Annotated in this window: 22 protein-coding genes; 5 read left to right on the top strand and 17 right to left on the bottom strand. The window is 66.5% G+C overall.

Going from position 1 to position 25,954, the window contains the following annotated elements:
* Positions 1-932: 932 nt before the first annotated feature.
* The 4 genes from ACQR1I_RS00510 to ACQR1I_RS00495 form a co-directional block, all read right to left on the bottom strand.
* The gene (locus tag ACQR1I_RS00510; RefSeq protein ID WP_434865242.1) at positions 933-1,445 is read right to left on the bottom strand and encodes a GNAT family N-acetyltransferase; all 513 of its coding nucleotides are present in this window, start codon (positions 1,443-1,445) and stop codon (positions 933-935) included.
* Between the two features lie 590 nt (positions 1,446-2,035).
* Complete coding sequence (gene ispG, locus ACQR1I_RS00505; protein WP_434865241.1) at positions 2,036-3,325, bottom strand: flavodoxin-dependent (E)-4-hydroxy-3-methylbut-2-enyl-diphosphate synthase; 1,290 nt, start codon at positions 3,323-3,325, stop codon at positions 2,036-2,038.
* Between the two features lie 13 nt (positions 3,326-3,338).
* Positions 3,339-4,292: a DMT family transporter gene (locus ACQR1I_RS00500; protein WP_434865240.1), complete on the bottom strand. Its 954-nt coding sequence runs from the start codon at positions 4,290-4,292 to the stop codon at positions 3,339-3,341.
* 303 nt (positions 4,293-4,595) lie between these two features.
* Entirely contained in the window at positions 4,596-5,087 is a 492-nt protein-coding gene (locus tag ACQR1I_RS00495; protein ID WP_434865239.1) for a Fur family transcriptional regulator, read from the bottom strand.
* A gap of 178 nt (positions 5,088-5,265) precedes the next feature.
* Here ACQR1I_RS00495 and ACQR1I_RS00490 point away from each other — a divergent pair, with 178 nt between their 5' ends.
* Genes ACQR1I_RS00490 through ACQR1I_RS00480 form a run of 3 tightly spaced genes read left to right on the top strand, consistent with a single transcriptional unit; the run spans position 5,266 to position 8,456 of the window.
* A complete protein-coding gene (locus tag ACQR1I_RS00490) occupies positions 5,266-5,745 on the top strand; it encodes a MarR family winged helix-turn-helix transcriptional regulator (RefSeq protein ID WP_434865238.1) in 480 nt (159 codons plus the stop codon).
* A complete protein-coding gene (locus tag ACQR1I_RS00485) occupies positions 5,738-6,895 on the top strand; it encodes an HlyD family secretion protein (RefSeq protein WP_434865237.1) in 1,158 nt (385 codons plus the stop codon). The genes ACQR1I_RS00490 and ACQR1I_RS00485 overlap by 8 nt, the downstream gene beginning before the upstream one ends.
* A gap of 4 nt (positions 6,896-6,899) precedes the next feature.
* Complete coding sequence (locus ACQR1I_RS00480) at positions 6,900-8,456, top strand: DHA2 family efflux MFS transporter permease subunit (RefSeq protein ID WP_434865236.1); 1,557 nt, start codon at positions 6,900-6,902, stop codon at positions 8,454-8,456.
* A 556-nt stretch (positions 8,457-9,012) separates the two neighbouring features.
* On the opposite strand, the gene ACQR1I_RS00475 is transcribed toward ACQR1I_RS00480, so the two are convergent.
* The 8 genes from ACQR1I_RS00475 to pcaF form a co-directional block, all read right to left on the bottom strand.
* Complete coding sequence (locus ACQR1I_RS00475) at positions 9,013-10,722, bottom strand: flotillin family protein (protein WP_434865235.1); 1,710 nt, start codon at positions 10,720-10,722, stop codon at positions 9,013-9,015.
* Between the two features lie 63 nt (positions 10,723-10,785).
* Entirely contained in the window at positions 10,786-11,436 is a 651-nt protein-coding gene (locus tag ACQR1I_RS00470) for an OB-fold-containig protein (RefSeq protein ID WP_434865234.1), read from the bottom strand.
* A gap of 22 nt (positions 11,437-11,458) precedes the next feature.
* The gene (locus ACQR1I_RS00465) at positions 11,459-12,625 is read right to left on the bottom strand and encodes a PspA/IM30 family protein (RefSeq protein WP_434865872.1); all 1,167 of its coding nucleotides are present in this window, start codon (positions 12,623-12,625) and stop codon (positions 11,459-11,461) included.
* A 250-nt stretch (positions 12,626-12,875) separates the two neighbouring features.
* Entirely contained in the window at positions 12,876-13,940 is a 1,065-nt protein-coding gene (locus tag ACQR1I_RS00460; RefSeq protein ID WP_434865233.1) for a phosphotransferase, read from the bottom strand.
* A 59-nt stretch (positions 13,941-13,999) separates the two neighbouring features.
* Positions 14,000-14,302 carry a type II toxin-antitoxin system RelE/ParE family toxin gene (locus ACQR1I_RS00455; RefSeq protein ID WP_434865232.1) on the bottom strand — a complete coding sequence of 101 codons (303 nt, stop codon included), beginning with the start codon at positions 14,300-14,302 and terminating at the stop codon, positions 14,000-14,002.
* A complete protein-coding gene (locus ACQR1I_RS00450; RefSeq protein WP_434865231.1) occupies positions 14,303-14,551 on the bottom strand; it encodes a type II toxin-antitoxin system ParD family antitoxin in 249 nt (82 codons plus the stop codon). It lies immediately after the preceding gene.
* A 103-nt stretch (positions 14,552-14,654) separates the two neighbouring features.
* Positions 14,655-15,548 carry a dioxygenase gene (locus tag ACQR1I_RS00445; RefSeq protein ID WP_434865230.1) on the bottom strand — a complete coding sequence of 298 codons (894 nt, stop codon included), beginning with the start codon at positions 15,546-15,548 and terminating at the stop codon, positions 14,655-14,657.
* 112 nt (positions 15,549-15,660) lie between these two features.
* Positions 15,661-16,869: a 3-oxoadipyl-CoA thiolase gene (gene pcaF / locus ACQR1I_RS00440; RefSeq protein ID WP_434865229.1), complete on the bottom strand. Its 1,209-nt coding sequence runs from the start codon at positions 16,867-16,869 to the stop codon at positions 15,661-15,663.
* Between the two features lie 449 nt (positions 16,870-17,318).
* On the opposite strand from pcaF, the gene mutS reads away from it, so the two are divergent.
* Positions 17,319-20,051, top strand: a complete 2,733-nt coding sequence (mutS, locus tag ACQR1I_RS00435; protein ID WP_434865228.1) for a DNA mismatch repair protein MutS — start codon at positions 17,319-17,321, stop codon at positions 20,049-20,051.
* Positions 20,052-20,412: 361 nt separating this feature from the next.
* On the top strand, positions 20,413-21,444 hold the full coding sequence (locus tag ACQR1I_RS00430) for a hypothetical protein (protein WP_434865227.1): 1,032 nt from the start codon (positions 20,413-20,415) through the stop codon (positions 21,442-21,444).
* A 3-nt stretch (positions 21,445-21,447) separates the two neighbouring features.
* Here the strand turns inward: ACQR1I_RS00430 and ACQR1I_RS00425 are convergent, their stop codons facing one another.
* From ACQR1I_RS00425 to ACQR1I_RS00405, 5 genes are all read right to left on the bottom strand, one after another.
* On the bottom strand, positions 21,448-22,245 hold the full coding sequence (locus tag ACQR1I_RS00425; RefSeq protein WP_434865226.1) for a hypothetical protein: 798 nt from the start codon (positions 22,243-22,245) through the stop codon (positions 21,448-21,450).
* 190 nt (positions 22,246-22,435) lie between these two features.
* A complete protein-coding gene (locus ACQR1I_RS00420; protein ID WP_434865225.1) occupies positions 22,436-22,951 on the bottom strand; it encodes an OsmC family protein in 516 nt (171 codons plus the stop codon).
* Positions 22,952-23,009: 58 nt separating this feature from the next.
* Complete coding sequence (locus tag ACQR1I_RS00415) at positions 23,010-23,795, bottom strand: ABC transporter ATP-binding protein (protein WP_434865224.1); 786 nt, start codon at positions 23,793-23,795, stop codon at positions 23,010-23,012.
* Positions 23,795-24,643, bottom strand: coding sequence for an ABC transporter permease (locus ACQR1I_RS00410; RefSeq protein WP_434865223.1), 849 nt, complete (start codon positions 24,641-24,643; stop codon positions 23,795-23,797). Before ACQR1I_RS00410 ends, ACQR1I_RS00415 begins: the two co-directional genes overlap by 1 nt.
* A 310-nt stretch (positions 24,644-24,953) precedes the next feature.
* Positions 24,954-25,928 (bottom strand): aliphatic sulfonate ABC transporter substrate-binding protein, encoded by a 975-nt coding sequence (locus ACQR1I_RS00405; protein WP_434865222.1) that lies wholly within the window; start codon positions 25,926-25,928, stop codon positions 24,954-24,956.
* Positions 25,929-25,954 lie beyond the last annotated feature (26 nt).

The raw sequence follows: 25,954 nt of genomic DNA, 5'->3' as shown, positions 1-25,954 counted from the left end.
GTCATCGTGACGAAGGCTGATAGCTCCAGCGTGCCTCACATTCGCTCCTGGGAGTATGGTTCCCGGGTCAGCGCTTCACCAACGCATACGCTTTGGCGAAGCTTGCCCGGGACGACGGCGGAGTGTGAAGACGCAGTTGCTCATCCTCGCGCCCGCTTTTCGCGTCCGAGTGTTGATCGTGTTCTCGCCCTCTCCAATCAGAGGGCGCAGGGAAGGCCGAGCCTCGGCTGAGGCCCGTGGCCCCCGTGCGAAAAAATTGCACGGGGCAGGAACCACAGGTTCAGCCAGAACGACCCGGCCTTCCCTGCGCGATGGTTTTAACGGCTGCTTCGCACTCTCCCCGGGGACCGGGCTGTCTTGCCCCCGTCACCAGCGGATCATCACCGCCAGCTTGGCATCAGCATCGGGATGTCAGGACCATGCGACTTGACCGTCCGCGCCATGACGTTCGTCCGCAAGCCCATTGGCCCGCTGCGCCACGTCGCGTCCACCGCATCCCGCCTCCACGTTCGTGACGACCGCGAAGCGCCCCTCCTGAGCGAGGCGGGATGCGCGGAAAGATCGTTCTGATTTGCCCGACGGCACAAGGCTAAAGAGGTGCGACATGGTAACGCGACGGGCAAGGTTTCAGTCGATCGAGAGTGCGCCGACAAAACAGCGAGTACGCATGGGCCCCGCTCTCTTCCCACGTCATTCCGGGGCGCGCGGAGCGCGAGCCCGGAATCCATAGCCACGAGGGAGCGGGATGCATGTGGCGCTCGTCTTTGACCGATGTGGAGCCGTGGTTATGGATTCCGGGCTCATTCGCGCTGCTTCAAAATGGCTGCGCCATTTTGCGCGCGAATGCCCCGGAATGACGGCGTGGAAGGAGCTGGGCTCACTTGACGTCGTCGAGCGCAGCAAAACTGACGTATCGCAAAACGCCTGCTACATCACCGCTCGATCATCCAGCGCGTCACCGCCTGGCGATAGTTCATCGGGCCGGGCACGGTCTTGTAGGTCTTCAAGTAGCGAAAGCCTGCCTTCTGCAGCGCGCGGTTGGGGGCGGTGTTGTAGGCGTTCGGTTCGCAGAACAGTTGCTTGAGCTGCAGGCGGTCGAAGTAGAGAGCGAGGCTGCGGCGGATACATTCGGTGCCCAGGCCGCGGCCGCGCAGCTCCGGCGCGGTGACGTGCAGATGCATGTTGGCGTAGCTGCCGCGTACGATGCGGTCGCAGCTGGTGAAGCCGATCGACCGGCCGTCGAGTTGCCAGACCAGCAGCAGCACCGCGCGTTCGGCCGGCGGGGTGTCGTACAGCGCGGTGAACAGCTGAGCCCACGCTGGCCGGGTCGGCATGCGCGTCGGATCGATGCCCATCAAATCGAGCTGCTCGATGCTGGACGCATAAAAGTAGTCGATGACCAGCGAGGTCTCGGCGAGCTCCATTTCGCGGATGTCGAGAGTCATCAGTGCGGATCCCTGCGGCAACGCCGTGAAGCAACCGATCATGCGGGCGACAGTAGGGCGAAGCGGCGAGCCATGATGTCGCGCGACAGCAGTGTTCGAGACGGCGGCCGCCAGTTGCAGGAAAGAAGGAGACGCGGCGGGAGCGTGAGCTTTGGCTTGTCGAAAACGAGCGTACTCGCCCAGCAACAGGAGTGAGTTGAACGACGGACGTTGCGGCCCTCTTACCTCTCCGCTCTTTGCGGGGGCGCGACGAGCTTCGCTCGCGCTGAGAGGTCGGATTGCGCAGCAATCCGGGTGAGGGGCATGGCACATGCGCAGCGCCGACACAGGTCCATGGACGGGCACGGCGGCTCTTGAATAGATGTGATGACGGTCTGGGAAGCGGAAGAGAGTAAGCTTCTTAGAGAAGCCGCACCACCCGTGCGGCTGCCCCTCACCCCAACCCTCTCCCCGTAAGAACGGGGCGAGGGAATGCACCGCCATGGTGGCGAGCGGCCCGACTACTACGACGACAAATTTGAAGCAGAAACCATCAGAACAAGCATCAAAGCGGCGCTAGCTACGCCGCTTGCCAGATGCAATGCGCCGCCCTACTCCGCCGCCGTCACGCTCTCCGCGGCCTTGGCATTGCCGCCGTAGCGCTGGTCGATGTAGTCGATGACGAGCGCCTTGAAGTCGGCGGCGATGGTCGGGCCGCGCAGGGTGCGGAACTTCTTGCCGTCGACGAAGACCGGCGCGGCTGGGGCTTCGCCGGTGCCGGGCAGCGAGATGCCGATATTGGCGTGCTTGGATTCGCCGGGGCCGTTGACGATGCAGCCCATGACGGCGACGTTGAGGCCCTCGACGCCCGGATATTTCGACTTCCAGCTCGGCATCTCGTCGCGGATGAAATCCTGGATCGAGCGCGCCAGCTCCTGGAACGTGGTCGAGGTGGTGCGGCCACAGCCGGGGCAGGCCGCGACCAGCGGCACGAAGGTGCGGAAGCCCATGGTCTGCAGCAGCTCCTGCGCAACCTGGACTTCGAGGGTGCGGTCACCGCCGGGCTCGGGCGTCAGCGAGATGCGGATGGTGTCGCCGATGCCCTGCTGCAAGAGGATGCCGAGCGCGGCCGAGGAAGCGACGATGCCCTTCGAGCCCATGCCAGCCTCGGTGAGGCCGAGATGGATGGCGTAGTCCGAGCGGGCAGCGAGGTCCTGATAGACCGCAATCAGGTCCTGCACGGCCGAGACCTTGGCGGACAGGATGATGCGGTCCTTCGGCATGCCGAGCTCTTGCGCGCGCTCGGCCGAGTGCAGCGCCGACTGCACCATGGCCTCGCGCATGACCGCGCGGGCATCGCGCGGCGCGGCGGAAGCGGCATTCTCGTCCATCAGCTTGGACAGCAGCTCCTGGTCGAGCGAGCCCCAGTTGGCGCCGATGCGCACCGGCTTGCCGTATTTGTTGGCGAGCTCGATGATGGTCGAGAACTGGGTGTCGCGCTTGTCCTTGAAGCCGACATTGCCGGGATTGATGCGGTACTTGGCCAGCGCCTCGGCGCAGGCCGGGTACTCGGTCAGCAGCTTGTGGCCGATGTAGTGGAAGTCGCCGATCAAGGGCGTGGTGATGCCGCGCTTGTCGAGCTGCTCGCGGATGTGCGGGACGGCGGCGGCCGCCTCCTCGCGATCCACGGTGATGCGGACCATCTCCGACCCGGCGCGCGCCAGCGCCGCGACCTGGGCCACCGTCGAATCGACGTCGGCGGTGTCGGTGTTGGTCATGGACTGGACCACGATCGGCGCACCGCCGCCCACGGCGACGTTGCCGACCATGACTTTGGTGGTCTGATGCCGGGGAGCGGGTCCGGCGACATCGTTCTGGGTCACTGTCTCGGGCTTGTTCATGGGCGCTCGGATATCAGGTTTTGGTGACATTCAGCAATGGATCAGTCGGCCGGACGGCGGCCGGGTTCGGGCGATTGACGAGAAAAAGCCCAATGATCACAAGCACGGCAGCGAGGCCAAAGGCCAGCGTCAGGGCGTCATGCAGGATGAAATAGCTCGCCACGACCCCGAATAAAGGGGTGATGAAGGTAAATGCCGACAATTTGCTAGCCGAATAGGCCTTGATCAGCGCGAACCAGATCGTGAACGTGGTGCCGACCACCCAGATCGCCTGATAGGCGAGTAGCCCGATCACGAACGGACTGGGAACCTGGCTCAGCCGCTCGCCGGCGATCAGCGCCGCCGCGGCCATGATCGGCACAGACACCGCCACCTGATACCCCAAGGCCCGCTCCGGCGCGATGAAGCGCATGCGGGTGCCCTTGATGAACACCGTGGTGACTCCCCACAGCAGCCCGCCGCCGACCACCAGCAGATCGCCGAGCAGCACCCGGCCGTCGACATTGGCCTGCGGGATGCCGATCGCCAGCGCGACGCCGGTGAAGCTCATGGCCAGACCGCCCCATTGCGCCGGGCCGAGGCGCTCGCCCAGGAATCGGAACGAGCCGAGCGCGACGAAGAACGGCGCCGTGTACAGGAACACGACCGCGCGCGACGCCGAGGTCAGCAACAGGCCCTGGTAGATCAGTACGAACTCGAAGCCGAACAGCGCGCCCGCGATCAGGCCGAGCCCCAGCGTGCCGTCGCGCTCGAACATCCTCACGCCGCGCAGCTGCGCGAAGATCAGCAGCACAGGCAGCGCACCGGCAGAGCGGAACGTTGCCTGCAGCATCGGCGGCACCTCGGGCAGCGCCAGCTTGATCGCGATCTGGTTGAAGGCCCAGGACAGGCAGAGCACGAGCGTGATGGCGATGGCGCCCGGACCGAGCGGCCGGGTCGCGGCGGACGAATTGGACGTTGCGGACACGAGGACGTTGGCTCCCGGAGGCGTTTTCTTTTGACCGCCATGAGTGCGGTCGGAGTTGTCTTGGGTCTGCGTCGTTAGGCGATCAGTGGGTCGGCAGCGGCGGTGGACCTCGCCCGCTCTTGTCTGCCCAAGGCGGATCCGAGAAGAGGTCGGATTGCTCACCGCGACCACTTCCCGTGCGGCTGCCCCTCACCCCAACCCTCTCCCCTTAAGAACGGGGCGAGGGAGTGCACTGCCGGTGCGGCAACAGCTCGAATACGACGATCTATCGCACGTGTACACCTTAGAGCGCCGTGACGGATCTCACGCCGCCTGCTGACAATGGGCGCAGAGGCCGGTGATCTCGACCACGGACATCTTGGGCGTGAAGCCCGAGGCGGCGGCGGCGCTTCTGAGGCTTTCCGCGATCGGCGCGGCTGGAACCTCGCCGACGGCGCCGCACTTTTCACAGATCAGGAACGCCACCAGGGCCGTCTGCTCGTGGTCGTGCGCGCAGGCGAGGAAGGCGTTGCGGCTTTCGATGCGGTGCACGAGGCCGTTGGCCATCAGGAACTCGAGCGCGCGATACACCGTGATCGGGGCCGGCCGCGCCGCGACCTTGGCGAGTTCCTCGATGATCTCGTAGGCGCCGAGCGGCCGGTGGCTGGACAGCAGCGCCTCCAGCACCTGGCGGCGCTGCGGCGTGAATTTCTGTCCGCGCTGCGCGCAGACTTGCTCCGCATGGCTGAGAGCATCGGCCGCGCAGCGGCCATGATCATGGTCCGGCGCCGGGAACGTGGGCTTTGGGCGTGTCATTCTCGCCAATCTAGCATTTCCGGGCCCGCCCGCCAAAGGCCGCGCCTGAGCCATGCACGGGAGACAAGGCGGGTCCGCACTCCCGCACCATCCCAAAATTGATAAGCTTGCTTATCATATTCGAGGCTCATGAGAGCCAAAGCTTAGTTTCCCCCTGCCTCACGAATCGAGATCAACCATGACCCGCACGTCCGTGGACGTGAACTTCCTGTTTACGCTCGGCGAGCTGCAGCGCCTGGTGCGCGCCTACGCCGACAAGGAGGCGGCGCGCTTCGGCATGACCCGCGCGCAATGGGCCGTGCTGGCCAAGGTCGAGCGCCATGAGGGAATGAAGCAGTCCGAACTCGCCGAGCAGATGGAGATGCAGCCGATCACGCTGACGCGGCTGATCGACAAGCTGGCCGACGCCGGGCTGATCGAGCGCCGCGGCGACGACACCGACCGGCGCGTCAACCGGCTCTATCTGAAGAAGGCCGCGCGCCCGCTGCTCGCCAAGCTTGCCGTGCTGCGCGGCGAACTGACCGACACCGCCCTTCAGGGAATCAGCCCCGCCGAGGCCGAGCGGCTGATGACCCATCTCGAAGCGATCAAGGAAAATATCAGAAATGCCCTGCAGTCGCTCTGCGACGAGCAGCGAAAGGAGCAGCGTTATGGCTGAGCCCGCCCTTAAACTCGCCCCGGACCAGAAGGCCAATCCGGACTCGGCGCCGCCGGCAGCCGCGGCCGCGAAGCCGGCACGTCCCGGATTTCTGCGGCGCTATCGCCGCACGCTGCTGCTGGTGGTGCTGCCGCTCGTCGCCGCGATCGGCGGCTTCGCGCTGTATCTCAATGGCGGCCGCTACGTCACGACCGACGACGCCTATGTCGGCGCGCAGAAGGTGCTCATCACCCCCGACATCTCCGGCAAGATCATCAAGGTGGTCGTCAAGGAAGGCCAGCAGGTCCAGAAGGGCGACGAGCTGTTCGAGATCGATCCGGTGCCGTATCGGCTGGCGGTCGACCAGGCCAAGGCGGCGCTGGAGCAGGCGCGGACGAGCTATGACAATCTCACCGCCAACATCAAGATCTACGGCCAGATGCTCGACCTCGCGCAGCAGGGCATCGACCTGAAGCAGAAGGACGTCGAGCGCAAGCAGACGCTCGCCAAGAACAATTTCGGCTCGCAGCTCGATCTCGACAACGCCGCCAATGCGCTGGTGACGGCGGGCGCGCAGGCGCAGTTCATCAAGCAGCAGCTGTCGAACGCTAGGACGCAGCTGCTCGGCAATCCCGACCTGCCACTGGAGCAGTTCCCGCCCTACGTCCAGGCCAGGGCCAAGCTCGAGGAGGCGCAGCGCGACCTCGACCACACCACCTTGCGCGCGCCGATGCCGGGCATCGCCACGCAGGTCGACCAGATCCAGCTCGGCCGCTTCGTCACCGCGGGCACGCCGGTGTTCTCGGTGATCGACGTCAGCAATCCCTGGGTCGATGCCAATCCGAAGGAGAGCGACTTCACCTATGTCGCGGTCGGCCAGCCGGTCGAGCTCGACGTCGACGCCTTCCCGAACCACCGCTTCAAGGGCACCGTCGGCTCGCTGTCGCCGGGCACAGGGGCGCAGTTCGCGATCTTGCCGCCGCAGAATGCCACCGGCAACTTCGTCAAGGTGGTGCAGCGCGTGCCGATCCGGATCTATTTCGACAAGAACGACAAGTTCGTTGCCAAGCTGAAGGCGGGCATGAGCGTCAACGTCTCGGTCGATACGGGCCATGAGCGCACGCTGGCCGGCCTGTTCGGATCGGCCCACGCGGCGGACAAGGAGGAGTAGCGCCATGACCGCGCCGGCAGCCTCATCGGCGGTTCCGGGCTTTCGCCGCAACATGGTGACGATCTGCGCCATGACGGCGACGATCATGCAGGCGCTCGACACCACCATCGCCAACGTCGCGCTGCCCTACATGCAGGGCACGCTGTCGGCCTCTCAGGACCAGATCAACTGGGTGCTGACCTCCTACATCGTCGCGGCCGCGATCATGACCGCGCCGGTCGGCTGGATCGCCAACCGCTTCGGCCGCAAGCGCACCTTCATCGTCTGCTCGGCCGGCTTCACCATTGCGTCTGTCATGTGCGGGCTCGCCCAGGACATCACCCAGATGGTGCTGTTCCGGCTGCTGCAAGGCGTGTTCGGCGCGGCGCTGGTGCCGCTGTCGCAGGCGGTCATGCTGGACAGCTACGCGCTGCACGAGCGCGCCAAGGCGATGGCGATCTGGGGCATGGGCGTGATGCTCGGCCCGATCATGGGCCCGTCGCTCGGCGCGTGGCTGACCGAGACCTATTCCTGGCACTGGGTGTTCTTCGTCAACCTGCCGTTCGGCGCGGTCACGGTGCTCGGGCTGATGGCGTTCATGGAGGAAACCAACCCGAATGCGGAGCTGACCTTCGACTGGTTCGGCTTCGCCGCGCTCGCCATCGGCATCGGCTCGCTGCAGATCGCGCTCGACCGCGGCGAGGATCAGGGCTGGCTGGAGAGCAACGAGATCATCATCGAGTTCATCGTCGCCGCCGTCGGCTTCTATTACTTCCTGGCGCATTCGCTGACGACGAAGCGGCCGTTCATCCAATTCGCGCTGTTCAAGGACCGCAATTTCGTCGGCGGCTGCGTGTTCATGACGGTGATGGGCCTGGTGCTGTTCTCGACCATGGCGCTATCGTCGCCCTATCTGCAGAACGTCATCGGCTATCCGATCATCACCGCCGGCGTGCTGCTGGCGACCCGCGGCTGCGGCACCTTCGTCGCGATGATGCTGGTCGGGCGCATGCTGCGCTACATCGAGGCGCGGACGCTAATCATCGTCGGCCTGTCGCTGACGGCGCTGTCGCTGTTCCAGATGACCGGCTGGACCGATCAGACCGGCGTGCCCGAGATCATCACCATCAGCATCATGCAGGGGTTCGGCTTCGGCCTCGTGTTCGTGCCGTTGTCGACGGTCGCATTCCTGACCCTGCCGGGCGCGCTGCGCACCGATGGAACCTCGATGCTGACCCTGGTGCGCAATGTCGCGAGCTCGATCGGCATCTCGATTGCGATCGCGCAGCTCACCGAGGGAACCCGGCGCAACCACGCGATCCTGGTCGAGCACATCAACCCGTTCAATCACGCTCTGCAGATGCCGAACGTGAAGGGTCTCCTGAACCTGTCCACCGATGCCGGGCGGGCGATGGCGGATGCGATGGTCATGGTGCAGGCGCAGATCCTGGCGTTCTCGCACGACTACCAGCTGGTGATGACGTTCATCCTGGTGTCGATCCCGCTCGCGGTGATGATCGGCTCGACCAAGACGGCGCTGCGTGCGCAGTCCGCCCCGGCCGATCACGCGGTGATGGAGTAATGGTGGAGGGGAGCATGCGTGCGATGTTCGGACGCAGTGTGCGCGGATAGCAAAAAGGTGACCGCGACGTGATGGATTTGTAACTTCAATCCGGCGCGTTTCCGGCTATCCTATCAATACCCCACTCGGCTCTCTGCGTATGAGTTGCGCGCAGAGACCGCACTTCATGAGCGCCCCACTCGTGATGTGCCGGGCGGGGGCGGTGGCTCCTCCAGCGCCGCCCCCAGCCCTGGGGGGAATTTTTCCCGCGGATGCGGTGGATCTGTTCTCGCCGATCGGCGTTTCCCGCATATACCAGTTCCCAAAATCACGTCCGGTGCTTGTCGCACGACCGCGTCAACATCGAGCCTGCCTCAAGACAGATCACGCGGTATGGGTCCCGGATCTGCGCCCACCAACGCTGCGCGTTGGCGGGCTTGTCCGGGACGACGACCTTTGTCTTGTGCGCCAGTTGAGTGCTCGCCGCTCGCCCCATTCTCGGCTGTCGTCCCGGCGAACGCCGGGACCCAAACCGCGTGAAGTCACTTGGGGCAGGCTGATCATTGATCGTATCGACCTAAGGCGACGGCGCCGAGACGGGCAGCGGTTCGATCTTCGCCGCGCCGTTGGCCGTCTTGCCCTTCGCCTCCGGCAGGACCACGCCCGCGAGCGCCTGGACCGGGTCGTCGCCCGGCTTGAAGCCGGACTGTACCAGGATCTCGTCGATCAACGGCTTCAGCGCATGCACGCGCAGCAGCTCGCCGGCGAGGCCTTCGCCGAAGCCGACATTACCGCCCCCGGCGCCATTGCCATTGCCGCCGAACGCGCCGCCGGTATGCAGGATGCGGACATCCTTCAGGTTGGCGATCGGCTTGACCATCTCGCCGAGCGCGGCCGGCATCGTCGCGATGCGCTGCTTGGCGAGCTCGAAATCGATCACGTTGCTGCCGAGCTTGTTCTGCGCCTCGTTCTTCATCAGGATGACGGCGGCTTCCGCCTCGCCGATCTCGCGCACGCCGACGGCCTTGATCTTGTTGGCCTCGGCCTCCGCTTCGGCCAGCGTCTTGGCCGCCTCGCCGCGATCGACCGCCGCGCGCTTTTCCGCCTCGGCTGCGACGGTAATGCCGGTCGAACGCTGCTCGGCCTCCTTGCGCGCCGCCATGACCGCGGTCTGGCGTTCGCGGTCGGCAATCTCGATCGCGCGCGCGGTCGTCACCTTCTCCTCCGCCGATACCGCGAGCGCCTCGGCCGCCTTGGCGACCGCGCGCGCCTCGGAGGTCTCCTTGCTCTTGGTCGCAATCTGAATGTCGTTGTCCTGGGTCGCGATCTGGATCTCGCGGTCGGCGTCGGTCTTGCGCCGGTTGATGGCGAGGTTGCTCTCGATCGTGGCGGTCTCGCGCACCTTCAAGGCTTCGGCCTCGCGCTGCGCTATCTTCTGCTGCGCCTCGATGCGGGCGTTCTCCTCGGTCTGCCACGCCGTCTGCGTCGCGCTCGCGACCTCGGCGCGCGTGCTCGCGGTCTTGTTGGCGATGTCGCGCTCCTGGCTGAGCTCGGCTTCCTTCTTGGTGCGCTCGATCTGCAAGGTGAGCTGGCGCGCCTCGAGGTCCTTCTGCGCGATCGCGACCTCGTTGTCGCGCACGATCGCGTTGCGGTCACGGCGGCGGGTCTCGGTGACCGTCTTCAGCCGCGTCAGGCCTTCGGCGTCGAAGAAATTCTCGGCATTGAAGAACGAGATGTCGGTCTGGTCGAGCTTGGTCAGCGACACCGATTCGAGCTCCAGGCCGTTCGACTGCACATCGGCCTCGACGGCGGCCTGGACGTGCTTGACGAAATCGGAGCGCTTCTCCTGCAGCTCCATGAGCTCCATCGTCGCCGAGACCGAGCGCAGGCCGTCGACGAACTTGGCCTCGACCTGGTCGCGAAGCAACTCGGCATTGTTGGTGACGGCGCCGAGCGTCTGCGCCGCGAGCGCAATCGAATCCACGTCCGGCTTGACGCGGACATAGAACTCGGCGTCGATGTCGACGCGCATGCGGTCCTTGGTGATCAGCGAGTCCTTCTTGGAGCGCTCGACCCGCAGCCGCAGCGTCTTCAGGTTCACGCGCGCAACGGAATGGAAGATCGGCAGCACCACGGCGCCGCCGTCGAGCACGACCTTCTTGCCGCCGAGGCCGGTGCGGACGAAAGCCTCGTCTCGGGTGGAGCGGTGATAGAGCACGGCGAACACCGTGCCGAGAACGACCAGCAGCACGACGCCGATCGACGCAGGCAGAACCAGATCAAACATGGTGGCTTACTTTCGGGTTGGGGAAAGTGTCGTGGAGCGAAACTGACTTGGAGCTACTTGGAGCTACGGTGTTTTGGAGCTCGTGAGATCGTCGGCCGCCGCGATCGCGAGGAAGCGGCCATCCTTGCGGTCGACGAGAAGAACCGCCGCGCCCACCGGCAGCGGCGGCGAGTCCGGCGCGGCCGATGCCGTGACCGTATGCCAGTTGCCGTGGACATCCTTGACGCGGACACGGCCCGGCAGCCCGTCATCGAGCGGCCCGACCGCGACCTCGCCGGTCCGGCCGACGAGATCGGACAGGCCGACCGCATAGCTCTCATCTTGCGGCACCAGCCGCGCCGCATAGCGCGTGGCGCGGCGCAACAGAGGCACGGTGATGACGGCGGCGAGCGCGCCCGCTGCGGAGGGCGGCAGCGCCACCGCGACGAGCCGTGCGGCATCCTGGACGAGAAAGCCTGCAATCGAGAAGATGCCGAGGCCGAGCAGGATGCAGATCATCAGCGGCACGCCGCCGACGTTGATCCAGGACAGCACCTGGCCGATCCCGGTATTGTCGCCGTCATGCCCGAGATCGATGGCGTGGCCGAACAGCTCGCTGATCGACAGCCCGAGCAGCATCGAGCCAACCTCGATGCCGCCGACCAGCACGATCATCACGGCCGCCACTGCGAACGGCCGGACCTCGGGTTGCATGAAATGGTCGATGATGGTCATGGGACGATGCGCCCCCGCCCGCTCAGTTTTGCGACTTCAGACGCGCCAGCCGCTCGGCGATGTCCTTGTCGCGCTTCAGCTTCGACAAGTCGTCGATGTCGGGTGACGGTGGGATGCCTTGCGGAACGCCGGTCGCCCGCGCGATCGCCCGGGCGGCGCGCGATGCCTTGGCGAGGCCAGCGTCCGTTCCTTTGCGCGACTCTGCCTTTGGCTGATTGGCAATCGCTTCGCTGCGCTCGAGCTCGGCCAGCCGCATCTCGGCGTCCTGCAGGCTCGACAGGATCGCGCGCAAACTCGTCAGCACCGCGTCGACCCGCTCGGCGTTCTCATCGATCGCCTTCGACAGCACTTCGAACTGCGCCTCGAGGTCCATCTGCCGGGCGATGCCGGCGCGGGCGAGATCGTCGCGGTTCTCGGTGATGGCGAAGCGGATCTGCTCGGCCAGCACGCCGGTCTCGCGCTCGATCTCGGCGCGACGCGCATTGAGCCGGTATTCCTCGGCGCGCGCGGCGGCGAGGCTGTCGCGCTGCTCGCGCTCGGCCTGCTCGATCTCGCGGATCGCCTGCTTGACCAGCGCGACCTTGTTGTTGTCCTCGGCCTTCTCGATCGCCCCATAGGCGATCCCGGCGATGAGGCGCCCGGCGCGTGACAGGAGCGTGTCGGGAGCCGGCGCGTGTTCGGCGAGCATGACGTTGTCCTTTCGTGGGCTGCGGTGAGCATGTGAGGCGGTGACGCCGAAAGCGATTTCGAAGTCACCGTCGGTGGTGCGGACGAGTTGCGCTTGTGTCGCGTGGGGCCAGCCTGCGGCGTAGCCGGTCACCTCGAAGGGGATCGTGAAGCGGCCGAGCACGGTGCCGAGCGACAAATTGGCGGCGTCCCTGACATTCACCAATCGGTCGTCGAGCGGTAGCCGCGGGTTCGACGCGGCGCGATAGGCGGCGCGGTCGCGCAGGCCGAGCGTGACCAGCCGCGACGGCAGCCGGGTGGCCTTGCGAATGGGCTCATAGGCATGGCCGTGCAGCGCGACGAGATTGGCGCCGATACCCTTGGCGGCGGCGATCTCGTCGAGCATGTCCATCATCCGGGCATAGTCGGCAAAGGTCGCCTCGATCGCATCCCGTGCCTCCGGGGAGAGCAGGAGACGGTAGCGAACAGCCTGATCGTGGACGTTTCCGGCCATGGGGAACATCAAAGTACGAAATTTGTGCTTTAGCAAGTCGCCCCTCGATCGAGGGAGACCGCATCCTTCCATGACCACGCCGAACGCCATGCCCATGCGGATTTGTCGCGCCGACCGGATCCGGCGTTTGGGGCGACGCGAACAATCTCTGGTGATCGTTAAGACGGCTCATCAGCGCCACGGCAGATGCGAAGCACTCGCGCGTGATGATGCTGCGATGTCGCCGAGCCAGTTCACCGGCGTCGAGCGTGGCGCGCGATCAGTCCAGCAACGCGCGGCAGCGGAGATCGTCAAAGGCGAGGAAGATGCGCTCCAGATTGTTCCACCAGATCACCGGCGGAAGCTGGATCGCCCATTGCGAGACCGGCTCAGCGACGTGCAGGAGCACGGCGAGACGATAGTCGTCATCCAGCGCCGCCCGGTCATAGCCGGCCACGCCGGCTGCGACCAATGTCTGATGATAGATGTCGAGCAGCGGCCGCTCGATCCGCGCCCGCCTATCGGGATAGAGCTGCAGCGCGAGCATGTAGGCGAGATCGTTCGCGGGCACGCCGATCCGCCACTGGTCGAAGTCGAACGCGCGCACGTCGTCGTGGCCTGCCACCTTGGGCACCAGGAAATTCCAGACATGCGCGTCGCCATGCAAGATGCTGAGGTTTCGCCGCGAAACGTAGCGTTCCGCGAGCCGCGGCGTTGCCGCCATCAGGAGCTCGTAGACAGCGCGCCGGTCTGCGCTCAGGCGGTCCCCCATGTAATCGGCGAAGCGTTCATAGCGGCCGGCAAAAATCCTGCTGCGCTCAGCCCTCTCGTCCGCCGTCGCGAAGCTGCCGATCGACACCCCAAGGCGCGGATCGTCCCACCAAGCCGCATGCAGCCGCGCCAGCGCCCGCACGATGCCTTCGGCATGCGGCAGAGCCGGCGGCACCGGCCATGGCGTCGCCGTCTGGTGCGTGTCGGTGAGATCCTCGAGCAGCAAATGCCAGGTCAGCGCGGCTTCATCCCATGCGCCGCCGTAAGAGCAGGGCACCAGGCCCGCCGGCATGAGCCGCGCCAGCCCGCGATAGAAGTCGACCTCGTGGCGTCCGCCCCGCCACAGCGTCTTGGCGAAGGCCGGCATCGGGGTTTTCAGGATCAGCGTCTCCGGCGCATTCGGTGCCGCGCCGCTGTAGGACACACCAAGGCGGATGATGCGCGACAGCAGCATCGGCCGGTCGCTGATTACGATGATGTCCGAGACCACGCCGGACGCGAGCACACCCGCCTCACGCATCGTCGCCGTCAAGGCGGCGGGCTCGGCAACGGACGGCAAGTCGGTCGAGGACATGGGCGCGCCCCTGCTCGGGAGACGGGATCAACATACCTACGGCGAACCCACGCACAAGGTTATTTGTTGGACAAGTCGATCTCACCCATGTCGCGCGCCGCGTAGATGACGCGCAGGATACGAACGCCGTTTGCCTCGATCTGGTAGAGTGCCAGCCAATGACCGATCAGAAGCATCCGCGCCGCTGGAGCGATATCAGGGCGAGCTGGACCTGATTGCGGGAATGATCCCAACTGCCGACAGCGGCTTTCAATCCGGTCAATCCAACGATCCGCCACCGATGGTCCGTTGTTCGTCTCGATCTGCCGCCAAATATCAATGAGATCCTGCTGCGCCAGCTTGGAGAGGCGAACCTCACCCACCTAGTTGCCGGCCTTCAGGGATTGGCGAGCCTGCTGCTTGATGGCGGCAAAATCGGCCAGACCCGCGTCACCACTGGCCTCGCCATCCGCCCACGCCTTGCGCAGGAATTCAATGCGCGCCTGCTCCGCCTGCTCCATCAGCCGCAGTGCTTCGCTGACCACCTCGCTTGCGGACGTGTAGCGGCCACTCGACACCTTGGCTTTCACGAACTCACCGAGCTCTTCGGTCAGGGAGACGTTCATGTCCATCGCGGCTCTCCTCTACCCCTTTATTATGGGGTCAAGAGCCGGAATTGGCAATCGGCGCATGGACCGCGCGCTCAGCGCGCAGCAAAGGGTCAAATATCCGAACCTACTTGATCGGCGCGCGCGGCAGCACGGTGTCGCCGATTTCCATGCGGTAGACATGATCGAGCGAGTACCAGGGCGCAGTGACGTCGGGCTCGGTCGGATGCGGCGCGTCGTGGCGCGTGAAGTTGCCGAGCAGCGCCTTGGTGACGCCGAACTGCACGTCGCTGTCGATGTGCGGGTCGGTGGGGTCGTAGACCTGCGAGATCAGCACCTTGAAGCCCTGCTTGACGATCAGCGCATGCAGATGCGCCGGACGGTAGGGATGACGGCCCTGCGCCTTCAAGAGCCGGCCGACGACGCCGTCGGTCGGAATGGGATAGCCGATCATCATGACCGAGCGGAACCAGAAGCGGCCGTCGGCGTCGGTGGTGAGCTTGCCGCGCAGGTTCATGTCGGCCTGCTCGGGATCCTGGTTCTCGTAGTAACCCACCGGCGAGGCGTGCCAGACGTCGACCTCGGCGCCGGCGACCGGCGCGCCCTGGGGATCGACCACGCGCCCGTTGACGAACAGCGCCGGGCCGGGCGTGGCCGAGCGCACGATCGAACCGCCATTCGCGGTCACCGGCGAGTTCAGCCGCCAGAACGGGCCGAGCAGCGACTGCGCCGTCTCGGTGTTGCCGCCATCGCCGTTGTTGAGCAGGCAGACCAGCGGCGAGACGCCGAGCGAGCCGGCCATCAGCACTACTTCATTGTGGGTGTCGTTGGTGCGTTGGCCTAGTTCGGCGATGATGGCGGCGGCCTCGCGGAATTCGGCCTCGGTGAGGCGAACGTCGCGGACAAAGCCATGCAGATGCTTGATCAGCGACACCATGATCTCGCGTAGCCGCGGGTTCTCGGTGCGCTCCATCACCGCCAGCACCGCCGGCGTGACGTCCTGTTCGCGGGAGATGGTCATGGCGCAGTCCCTCGGCATTCTCCGTCATTGCGAGGAGCGAAGCGACGAAGCAATCCAGGGGCGCGTGCAAGACTCTGGATTGCTTCGCTTCGCTCGCAATGACGCCGGAGCGTCAGTTGATCATCTCGACAGCCAGGGCGACACCCTGGCCGACGCCGACGCACATGGTGGCGAGCGCGCGTTTTCCCCCGCGGACTTCCAGGCCGTGCACGGCAGTCATCGCGATACGCGCGCCGCTCATGCCGAGCGGATGTCCCAACGCGATGGCGCCGCCATGCGGGTTGACGAAATCGGCATCCTCGGCGACGCCGAGCTGGCGCAGGCAGGCGATGCCCTGGGACGCAAACGCTTCGTTGAGTTCGATCAGGTCGAAATCGGTGATCTTCAGGCCGAGCCGCTCCAGCAGCTTGCGCACGGCCGGCACCGGGCCGATGCCCATGATGCGCGGCGGCACGCCGGCCGAGGCGAGCCCGAGCACGCGCGCGCGCGGCGTCAGGCCGTGCTTCTTCACCGCTGCTTCCGAGGCGAGGATCATGGCGGCCGCGCCGTCATTGACGCCCGACGCATTGCCCGCCGTGACGGTGCCGGGATTGCGCACGATCGGCTTCAGCTTGGCGAGATTTTCGAGCGTGGTTTCGGGACGCGGATGCTCGTCCTTGTCCACCGTGATCGGCCCCGCCTTGCCGCCGGGGACCGACACCGGCGTGATCTCGGCGGCGAAATAACCGGACGCGATCGCCTGGCCGGCGCGCTGCTGGGAGCGGATCGCGAACGCATCCTGGTCGGCGCGCGACACCTGGAATTCCTCGGCGACGTTCTCGCCGGTCTCCGGCATCGAATCGACGCCGTACTGCTGCTTCATCAGCGGATTGATGAAGCGCCAGCCGATCGTTGTGTCGAAGATCTCGGCCGAACGCGAGAACGCCTCGGTGGCCTTGCCCTGCACGAACGGCGCGCGGGTCATCGATTCGACGCCGCCGGCAATCGCGAGATCGACCTCGCCGGCGCGGATCGCACGGCCCGCGGCGCCGACCGCGTCGAGCCCTGAAGCGCAGAGGCGGTTGAGCGTCTGACCGGGAATGGAATCGGGCAGGCCCGCGAGCAACAGCGCCATGCGCGCGACGTTGCGGTTGTCTTCGCCGGCCTGGTTGGCGCAGCCGAAGAACACCTCGTCGACCGCGGCCCAGTCGAGATTGGGATGCTTGGCCTTCAGCGCCTTCAGGGGAGTGGCCGCGAGATCGTCGGTGCGCACCTTCGCCAGCGCGCCGCCGAAGCGACCGATCGGGGTCCGCACCGCATCACAAATGAACACGTCTCGCATTGCTCTCTCCCGGGGATATCGCTGGTTTCTGATCAGAATTGACGGCGGTTTTAGGAGTGCGATGGGGGCAGGTCAAATGACGGGAACGCGGGGTGGTATGCGCCGACAATGGCGTGCGCGCGCCGTGTTCACACAGGCGGTCCGCCCCCTCCCCGCCTGCGGCGGGAGGTTGCAGCAACGCAGACCGCCCCGACCGGCAACTTTAACGCACACCGTGGCTCCAACCTCGCCGTCATTCCGGGGCGGCGCGCGAAGCGCGGCGAACCCGGAATCCATTGGGCCGCACAACCTGACGCACGATGGATTCCGGGTTCGTGCTGCGCACGCCCCGGAATGACGCCGGTGATCATCTCTAGCGCTCGTCCAAGGACAGATTGCCATCGTGGAAAACCGGGACATCGGCGGCAAAGCGGTAGGACCGTCCGGGCAAATTGGCTAGTTTCCGCGCCATGACAATCCAGCAGCCCATCTCCGCCCCGGTTCCACCGGAAGCCGCGCCCGCCGAGGCGACGGCCAAGCTCACGCCGATGATGGAGCAGTATCTCGACATCAAGGCGGCGCATCCGGGGCTGATGCTGTTCTACCGGATGGGCGATTTCTACGAGCTGTTCTTCGAGGACGCCGAGGTCGCATCAAAAGCGCTCGGCATCGTGCTGACCAAGCGCGGCAAGCATCAGGGCCAGGACATCCCGATGTGCGGCGTGCCGGTCGAGCGCTCCGAGGACTATCTGCATCGCTTGATCGCGCAGGGCATCCGTGTGGCGGTGTGCGAGCAGATGGAGGATCCGGCGGCGGCGCGGGCACGCGGCAACAAGAGCGTGGTCAAGCGCGGCGTGGTGCGCGTGGTGACGCCGGGCACGTTGACGGAAGACAATCTGCTCGACGCGCGCGCCAACAACTACCTGCTGTCGATTGCGCGCAGCCGTGGCTCGTCCGGCGGCGACCGGCTGGGGCTCGCCTGGATCGACATCTCGACCTCGGACTTCATCGTCACCGAATGCGCCCTCGCCGAGCTGACGGCGACGCTCGCGCGCATCAATCCCAACGAGGTGATCGTCTCCGACGCGCTGTACTCGGACCAGGCCTTCGAGCCGATGCTGCGCGAGCTCGCCGCGGTGACGCCGCTGACCCGCGACGTGTTCGATGGCGCCACCGCCGAGCGCCGGCTGTGCGACTATTTTGCCGTGGCCACCATGGACGGCCTCGCCGTGCTGTCACGCCTGGAGGCGACCGCAGCGGCCGCCTGCGTCACCTATGTCGAGCGCACGCAAGTCGGCCAGCGGCCGCCGCTGGCCCCGCCGGCGCGCGAGGCGACCGGCAGCACCATGGCGATCGATCCGGCGACGCGCGCCAATCTCGAACTGACGCGCACGCTCGCCGGCGAACGGCGCGGCTCGCTGCTCGACGCCATCGACTGCACGGTGACCTCGGCCGGCTCGCGCCTCCTCGCGCAGCGGCTCGCCGCACCGCTGACGGAGCCGGCGCAGATCGGCCGCCGGCTCGACGCGGTGAACGTGTTCGTTGCCGACAGCGCCGCGCGCGAGGACATCCGCTCGATCCTGCGCGGCGCGCCCGACATGACGCGCGCGATGGCGCGGCTGTCGGTCGGCCGCGGCGGCCCGCGCGACCTCGCATCCGTGCGCGACGGCATCCTCGCCGCCGATCAGGCGCTGGCGCGGCTCGCCGCGCTCGATGCGCCGCCGCAGGAGATCGCATCGGTCATGTCCGCGCTGGCGCGGCCGGCGCGCGCGCTCGCCGAGGAGTTCGCCCGCGCGCTCGACGAGCAGCTGCCGCTGATCAAGCGCGACGGCGGCTTCGTTAGATCCGGCTTTGACGCAACGCTCGACGAGACGCGCAATCTGCGCGACGCCTCGCGCCTCGTCGTCGCCTCGATGCAGGCTCGTTACGCCGACCAGACCGGCGTCAAGGCGCTCAAGATCCGGCACAACAACGTGCTCGGCTATTTCGTCGAGGTCACCGCGCAGCACGGCGACAAGCTGATGTCGGCGCCGTTGAACGCGACCTTCATCCATCGCCAGACGCTGGCCGGCCAAGTGCGTTTCACCACGTCGGAGCTCGGCGAGATCGAGGCCAAGATCGCCAACGCCGGCGAGCGCGCGCTCAATCTCGAGCTGGAGATCTTCGACCGGCTGTGCGCGCAGGCGCTGGCGATCGGCGACGACCTGCGGGCCGCTGCGCACGGCTTTGCGATGCTCGATGTCGCCACCGCACTGGCGAAGCTCGCGGTCGACGACAACTATGTGAGACCGGAGGTCGACGGCTCGCTCGGCTTCGCCATCGAAGGCGGCCGGCATCCGGTGGTCGAGCAGGCGCTCAGGCGCGAGGGCCAGCCGTTCATCGCCAACTCCTGCGACCTGTCGCCGACGCCGGGACACAAGAGCGGGCAGCTCTGGCTGCTCACCGGCCCGAACATGGCGGGCAAATCGACCTTCCTGCGCCAGAACGCGCTGATTGCCTTGCTCGCGCAGATCGGCAGCTTCGTGCCGGCGAGCCGCGCCCGCATCGGCATCGTCGACCGGCTGTTTTCGCGCGTCGGCGCGGCGGATGATCTCGCACGCGGCCGCTCGACGTTCATGGTCGAGATGGTCGAGACGGCGGCGATCCTCAACCAGGCCGGCGAGCGCGCGCTGGTGATCCTGGACGAGATCGGCCGCGGCACGGCAACCTTCGACGGTCTCTCCATCGCCTGGGCGGCGATCGAGCACCTGCACGAGAGCAATCGCTGCCGAACGTTGTTCGCGACGCATTATCACGAGCTGACCGCGCTCGCCGCCAAGCTGCCGCGGCTGTTCAACGCCACGGTCCGGGTGAAGGAATGGCAGGGTGACGTGGTGTTCCTGCACGAGGTGCTGCCCGGCTCCGCCGACCGCTCCTACGGCATCCAGGTGGCGAAGCTCGCCGGCCTGCCGCCGGCGGTGATCAGCCGCGCGAAGTCGGTGCTGGCAAAGCTGGAAGCCGCCGACCGCGGCCAGAACGCGCGCGCACTGGTCGACGACCTGCCGCTGTTCGCAGTCCCGTCGCGCGCGGCCGTGGAGCCTGCAATGTCGAAGGAGACGGAAGAGCTGATCGCCGCGGTGAAGGCGCTGCATCCCGACGAGATGACCCCGCGCGAGGCGATGGACGCGCTGTATCGGCTGAAGGCGAAGTTGCCGCGCAGCTGATTAGTTTCTCCGTCATTCCGGGGCGCGCGTCAGCGCGAACCCGGAATCCATTTCTCGTCAGTGCGTGCTGCCCGATGGATTCCGGGCTCGCGCTGACGCGCGCCCCGGAATGACACTGGTGGTGGGAAGGCAGGTGCGGCCTCACTCACCGTCATTGCGAGGCGCCCTTGCGCCGAAGCAATCCAGAGTCCCACCCTAGCCCCTGGATTGCGTCGCTGCGCTCGCAATGACGGCGGAGAGAGCGATCGGGGTTACGGCGATTTGTTGCACGGATCGCGACCTGAGCCAAAAGCCCGCTTGTCAGCAATGCTCGAAGCGGTCCCCACTTTCAAAATCGGCACGAGACTGCCATCCTGTCGAGATGACAACGCAGTCTCGAACAGCACTGCCTCGCGCCCTGATCGCCAAGCTGTCCGCGCTGGCGTCGACTCGCGAGAGCTGGGATGACGAGTTGCCGGCGATCCTGGACGAGTTGTCCGCTTTGCCACCTCAGCTTGTCGTCCTGGCTTCGCGTGAGATCGCGCTAGCGGCCCATCTCGGCAGGCCGACATTGATGGATCGGCTGCTCGCTGGATTTTCCAGTGAACACGTCTACGTCCGCGATCTCTCGCTGATGCGACGAACTCCGAATTATGCGTGGATTTTTCTGTTTCATCCGAACGGCCATGTCCGCGAGGCGGCCCTCGACACACTACAGGCACCTCCCTTCTCGGCGTTCTTTCTGGCTGCCGTGGCTTGGCGGTTGAATGATTGGGCCGAGCCGGTCCGGCGTGCAGCCGCGCGCTATCTGCAGCGCATCCAACGACAGATCGCTGCGGACGTCGCAGCAAGCAGTGCACCCTATCTTCTCGACCGCCGACACAGCTGGGGACGCTGGGGCAGCGAAGCCGACCTGCTCGACGACGTTTTCGGCAGGCCGGACGTGCTGCCGATCGTGGCCGGCTTTCTGCAACGGACGGCCAATGGCTCGCTCGCCAAGTATCTGCGTCTCGTGGTGCGCTATCCTGCCATCGATCCGTATCTGCCCGCGCTGGCCGCATCGGCGATCCAGCCGCAGGTCAGAGCCATTGCCTATCGCTGCCTTCTGACCGGTAGCGTCACATGGTTTGCTGGCTACGGGTGGGAATGGATCGACAAGGTCTACGGCATCAGGAAGCGCGTTCCGAAATTCGATCGCCGTCCCCTGCAGGACATCGCACTGCCGCCTGATCTGTTCTGGCAGGCGGCACGCGACGCATCGGTGATCGTGCGGCGTGCCGCAGCCGATGCGCTGATCGCCAGTCGTGCAGCCGTGCCCGATGAGGACCAGCTGATCGCGCATTTCGAGCAGGACCGCAGCCCATCGGTACGCTCGCGCGCCGACTTCCTGCGGCGGCGTCCACGCATATCGTAACGATCAGGCGCGGGCTGCCCTGCGGCGCCCCAGCCGCCAAAGCCCCAGATTCCACCCCACGCAGGTCGTGAGCGCGCCGCTCAGGCCGGCCACTGCGCCGAGGTGCAGGCTGCCGAGATGCAGCACGATGATCGCGAGCGAGAAGCCGATGAGGCCCCAGGCGCCGTTGGCAAGCACGGCGGCGGTGGCAGGGCCGCCGATGCGCGGCTGCAGGATCAGCATCATCGAGGTGAAGACGATCGGAAACAGCGCGAGGATGCCGGAGACACTCGGCCCCGCCCATCCTGACACGGAGGTCACCGTGGCGACGAGTGTCGCGACCAGCGAGGCGCGCAGCGGCACGTCGTACCAGCGCCTGGTGATCAGCGGCATTTTCGCGTGTCGATAGCGCGCGAGCAACGGCAAGCAGATCGCGAAGGTGACGATGTTGGCGGCAATCCCCATCAGAAGCGTCCACTGCACGCTCTTGATCAGCGATGCGAGGCCGAGCCAGACCGCAACCGCCGTGGCGCTCGCCACCAGCACGTTGTGGCGTTGCGCCAGCACCGCATAGACGAGGCTGAGGAAGATGGTCGCGGCGTTGATCGGCAGACTGCTCAGCGCGCCCTGCGCGATGAACGCTGCGTCGTGATCGAGCGTCAGGAACACGTAGGTCGGTCCCGCCGAGATCGGCAAGGTCGCCACCAGCGCGCCGATCACCGGCCCGGTGCGCTCGGCAATCATCGATGCCGACACGACGAACGACGCGGCGATCGCCATGCGCAAGCCGAGCAGCAGGAGGAAGGAGGAGTCGAAGGACATGTTCAGCCGTCGTCCCGGGCAAGCGGAACGCGGCGATGCGCTGGGCATCGTCGCGTGGAAGCGCTGACCCGGGACCCATAACCACAGGAGGTCATGGGAAAGAGAAGGTCGGGGTCACCAGCCGGGGGGAACCCTGACCGACGGTGGTTATGGGTCCCGGCGTTCGCCGGGACGACAACGTGGTGGCAGGCTACGACGCCACCCGCTTCAGGCTCACCGAGACCTTCGGGCCGTTCTTGATGGTCTGATAGACCACGCAATAGCGCTCAGTGAGCTTGAGCAGCAGGTCGAGCTTGTCCTGAGGGGCGTCGGTGTCGACCTCGAAGCGGAGGCGGATTTCCTGGAAGCCGACCGGGGCCTCCTTGTCGACGCCGAGCGTGCCGCGGAAGTCGAGATCGCCTTCGGCCAGCACCTGCCCGCTCTTGAGCGGGACCTCGACGGCGGTCGCGACCGATTTCAGGGTGACGCCGGCGCAGGCGACCAGCGCCTCCAGCAGCATGTCGCCGGAGCACAATTCCAGGCCGGAGCCGCCGGTGGCGGGATGCAGGCCGGCGACGGCCATGGCGCGGCCGGTCTCGAGCTTGCAGGTCAGGCCGTCGCCGCCGACCTCGCCCTTGGCCTTCAGCGTGATCACGGCGGCGGAGGGGTCAGCCTTGTAGCGTTCCTTGATCGGCGCCTGCATGGCGCGCAGCTCGGCAGCATCCATAGTCGTTCTCTCTCCCGGATTCATTTCCGAACAGATGTACCGGGCCAGGCCGCCGCTGTCACCACCACAGCCCGCCGCCGGGCTCACGCCTGCCCTGCGTATCCGGCACCGTCCGGTCGAGCGATCTGTCGAGCGCGGTCAGCACGTGGCGCTTGAACTGCTCGAACAGCGGCGCATTGCGGTCGCGCGGCCGCGACAGATTGATGGTGATCTCCTCGAATAGCCGGCCGGGATGTGGCCGCATCACCAGCACGCGGTCGGCCAGCACCACCGCCTCCTCGACGTCGTGCGTGACCAGCACCAGGGTCGGGCGCGTATCGGCCCAGAGGTCGAGCAGATGGTCCTGCAGGTCTTTTCGCGTGAAGGCGTCGAGCGCCGAGAACGGCTCGTCGAGCAAGAGCACCTCCGGCTGCGCCACCAGCGCACGGGCGATCGCGACGCGCTGCGCCTGGCCACCGGACAATTCGCGCGGCCAGACCTTGGCCTTGTCAAACAGCCCGACGCGTTCGAGCGCACGCGCGACGCGCTCGCGGCGCTCGGCCGCGGGCAAGTCCGACAGGCCGAAGCCGATATTGTCGGCGACGGTCAGCCACGGCAGCAGGCGCGGCTCCTGGAAGATGATGCCGACCTTGGCATGCGGCGCCGTGATCGCCTCGCCGTCGAGCGTCACGCTGCCGGCGCTGGCGCGGTCGAGCCCAGCGATGGCGCGCAGCAGCGTCGACTTGCCGCAGCCGGAGCCGCCGATGATGGCGATGATCTCGCCGAGCTGGATCTCCGACGAGAACCGCTCCAGCGCATGGACGCCGTTGGGATAGACCTTGGTGACGGATTGGAGCTGCAGCATCACGCCGCCCCGCCCTGGCGTGCAAAGCTGTCCTGCCAGCGCAACAGCGGCGCGGTCGCGATCTCCAGCAGCCAGTCGGTCGCCTTGCCGATGATGGCGAAGATAACGATGGCGGCGACGATCTGCGCCGGCTTGCCGAGTTGCTGGCCGTCGATCAGGAGGTAGCCGAGCCCCTCGGAGGCGCCCATGAACTCCGCAGCGACGACGAACATCCAGCCCAGCCCCAGGCCGACGCGCAGCGCCACGACATAGGCCGGCAGCACCGCAGGCAGGAGGATGCGGCGGATCATGGCGGGACCGGAGAGGCGGAAGACGCGGCCGACCTCAAAGATCTTGCGGTCGACCGACAGGATCGCGCCGGTCAGCCCGAGATAGACCGGGAAGAACACGCCGACCGCGATCAGCGCCACCTTCGAGGTCTCGAAGATGCCGAGCCACAGAATGAACAGCGGCACCCAGGCAATCGACGGGATCGCGCGCAGCGCCTGCACGGTCGGATCGATCAGCCGGCGGGCGAGGCTCCAGTAGCCGCAGATGCCGCCGAGCAGCGTGCCGGCGGCGACGCCGAGGCCGAAACCGATGCCGACCCGGGTCAGGGTCATCGTGATGTGGCGGATCAGCTCGCCGGAGCGGGCGAGCTCGGCAATGGTGGTGAAGACCTTTGACGGCGGCGGCACCAGGCGGCCGTTCGACCAGCCGGCCCAGACGGCGAGCTCCCAGGCCAGCGCCAGCGACAGCGGCAGCAGCAGCCCGAGCAGCGGCCGCGCCAGGCGGGTGAGCCAAAGCGGGCTTGCGGTCTGCGAGGGCGCCGTGGCGGCGGGGGCCTGGAGTTCGACGGTCATGCTCATAGTGAGAACAGCGTCTGGCGTGGGAATGCAAGGTGGGGTGATGGCGCGGATGGTGAAGCGGCGGATGGTGGCACCTGCGGGGGGTGATCCAACGGCGGCGCCACAAATCCGGTGTCGTCCCGGCCCCCGCGCCGGGACCCATACCCCGCGGCGGTTGTTGTGAGGCGCGATGCCGCTCCCAGCCCGCCTCACACAGGCGTCACGGCGTATGGGTCCCGGATCTGCGCCCGCCAACGCTGTCGCGTTGGCAGGCTTGTCCGGGACGACACCGGTTTTTTTGGCGGGCCTAGATGGCCAGACCGAAGCGATGCTAGTTCGTCGGCAGCGGCACCTGGTCGTCGATCAACGCGTCCAGCGTGGCCTTGACGTCGACCTTGGCGTCCACCACGCCGGCTTGCTGCAGCGCGAGGCCGGCCGCCAAAATCGAGTCGCGCTGTGGGGCGCCGATGCGGCTGTGGGTCAGCTCGGTGCGCTCCTTGAGCTGCTTGTCGACCACCGCCTCCGGCAGCTTGGTCACCGCGATGAAGGTCTTCTTCAGGTCGTCGTAATTGGCCAGCGCATCCTTGCGCGCGACCTCATAGGTCGCGAGCACGCGGCGGACGATCTCCGGATTGTCCTTCAGGAACTGCTCGCGGACGTTGAGGATGCCCCAGGTGTTGGCGTCGGCCTTGCGGTAGAACAGTTTTGCGCCCTCCTCGACCTCGGCCTGCGCCATCATCGGATCGAGCCCGGCCCAGGCGTCGACATCGCCGCGGATCAGCGCCGCCTTGCCGTCGGCGTGCTGCAGCAGCACCGGCGTGATGTCCTTGTCGGTCAAGCCCGCGCCGAGCAGCGCGCGCACCAGGAAGATGTGCGGATCGGTGCCGCGGGTGACCGCGACGCGCTTGCCCTTGAGATCGGCGACCGAGGCGATCTTGGACTCCTTGCCCGTCACCAGCGCCGTCCATTCGGGCCGCGAATAGACGTAGATCGACTTGATCGGATTGCCGTTGATCTTGGCGACCAGCGCGGCCGAGCCGGCGGTCGAACCGAAATCGAGCGAGCCCGCGTTGAGGAATTCGAGCGCCTTGTTGGAGCCGGCCGACTGCACCCAGACGATGCTGATGCCGTCCTTGGCGAACTCCTTTTCCAGCAGCCCCTTCTGCTTCAGGACCAGCGACACCGGATTATAGGTCGCCCAGTCGATGCGGATCTCCTTCACCGGCTCGGCGGCTGTTGCAGCGCCGCATCCCAGTAGAACCACGGCAGCAAGCCCGGCCAGTCCGCGCCTCGTCACTCCACGCATTCTCATCCCTCCAGATCTCAGAGAAC

It is taken from the genome of Bradyrhizobium sp. HKCCYLS2038 (genome assembly GCF_051167655.1).
Classification (GTDB): Bacteria; Pseudomonadota; Alphaproteobacteria; order Rhizobiales; family Xanthobacteraceae; genus Bradyrhizobium.
The sequence above is the reverse complement of the archived record's forward strand: the minus strand, read 5'-3'. Positions and strand labels throughout refer to the sequence as shown.

Coding starts and splice junctions, on each gene's coding strand:
- ACQR1I_RS00480 (WP_434865236.1), top strand. CDS start 6,900: ATGACCGCGCCGGCAGCCTCATCGGCGGTTCCGGGCTTTCGCCGCAAC.
- ACQR1I_RS00490 (WP_434865238.1), top strand. CDS start 5,266: ATGACCCGCACGTCCGTGGACGTGAACTTCCTGTTTACGCTCGGCGAG.
- ispG (WP_434865241.1), bottom strand. CDS start 3,325: ATGAACAAGCCCGAGACAGTGACCCAGAACGATGTCGCCGGACCCGCT.
- ACQR1I_RS00430 (WP_434865227.1), top strand. CDS start 20,413: ATGACAACGCAGTCTCGAACAGCACTGCCTCGCGCCCTGATCGCCAAG.
- ACQR1I_RS00465 (WP_434865872.1), bottom strand. CDS start 12,625: ATGTTCCCCATGGCCGGAAACGTCCACGATCAGGCTGTTCGCTACCGT.
- mutS (WP_434865228.1), top strand. CDS start 17,319: ATGACAATCCAGCAGCCCATCTCCGCCCCGGTTCCACCGGAAGCCGCG.
- ACQR1I_RS00405 (WP_434865222.1), bottom strand. CDS start 25,928: ATGCGTGGAGTGACGAGGCGCGGACTGGCCGGGCTTGCTGCCGTGGTT.
- pcaF (WP_434865229.1), bottom strand. CDS start 16,869: ATGCGAGACGTGTTCATTTGTGATGCGGTGCGGACCCCGATCGGTCGC.
- ACQR1I_RS00485 (WP_434865237.1), top strand. CDS start 5,738: ATGGCTGAGCCCGCCCTTAAACTCGCCCCGGACCAGAAGGCCAATCCG.
- ACQR1I_RS00495 (WP_434865239.1), bottom strand. CDS start 5,087: ATGACACGCCCAAAGCCCACGTTCCCGGCGCCGGACCATGATCATGGC.
- ACQR1I_RS00425 (WP_434865226.1), bottom strand. CDS start 22,245: ATGTCCTTCGACTCCTCCTTCCTCCTGCTGCTCGGCTTGCGCATGGCG.
- ACQR1I_RS00420 (WP_434865225.1), bottom strand. CDS start 22,951: ATGGATGCTGCCGAGCTGCGCGCCATGCAGGCGCCGATCAAGGAACGC.
- ACQR1I_RS00475 (WP_434865235.1), bottom strand. CDS start 10,722: ATGTTTGATCTGGTTCTGCCTGCGTCGATCGGCGTCGTGCTGCTGGTC.
- ACQR1I_RS00510 (WP_434865242.1), bottom strand. CDS start 1,445: ATGACTCTCGACATCCGCGAAATGGAGCTCGCCGAGACCTCGCTGGTC.
- ACQR1I_RS00470 (WP_434865234.1), bottom strand. CDS start 11,436: ATGACCATCATCGACCATTTCATGCAACCCGAGGTCCGGCCGTTCGCA.
- ACQR1I_RS00415 (WP_434865224.1), bottom strand. CDS start 23,795: ATGCTGCAGCTCCAATCCGTCACCAAGGTCTATCCCAACGGCGTCCAT.
- ACQR1I_RS00450 (WP_434865231.1), bottom strand. CDS start 14,551: ATGGACATGAACGTCTCCCTGACCGAAGAGCTCGGTGAGTTCGTGAAA.
- ACQR1I_RS00410 (WP_434865223.1), bottom strand. CDS start 24,643: ATGAGCATGACCGTCGAACTCCAGGCCCCCGCCGCCACGGCGCCCTCG.
- ACQR1I_RS00460 (WP_434865233.1), bottom strand. CDS start 13,940: ATGTCCTCGACCGACTTGCCGTCCGTTGCCGAGCCCGCCGCCTTGACG.
- ACQR1I_RS00445 (WP_434865230.1), bottom strand. CDS start 15,548: ATGACCATCTCCCGCGAACAGGACGTCACGCCGGCGGTGCTGGCGGTG.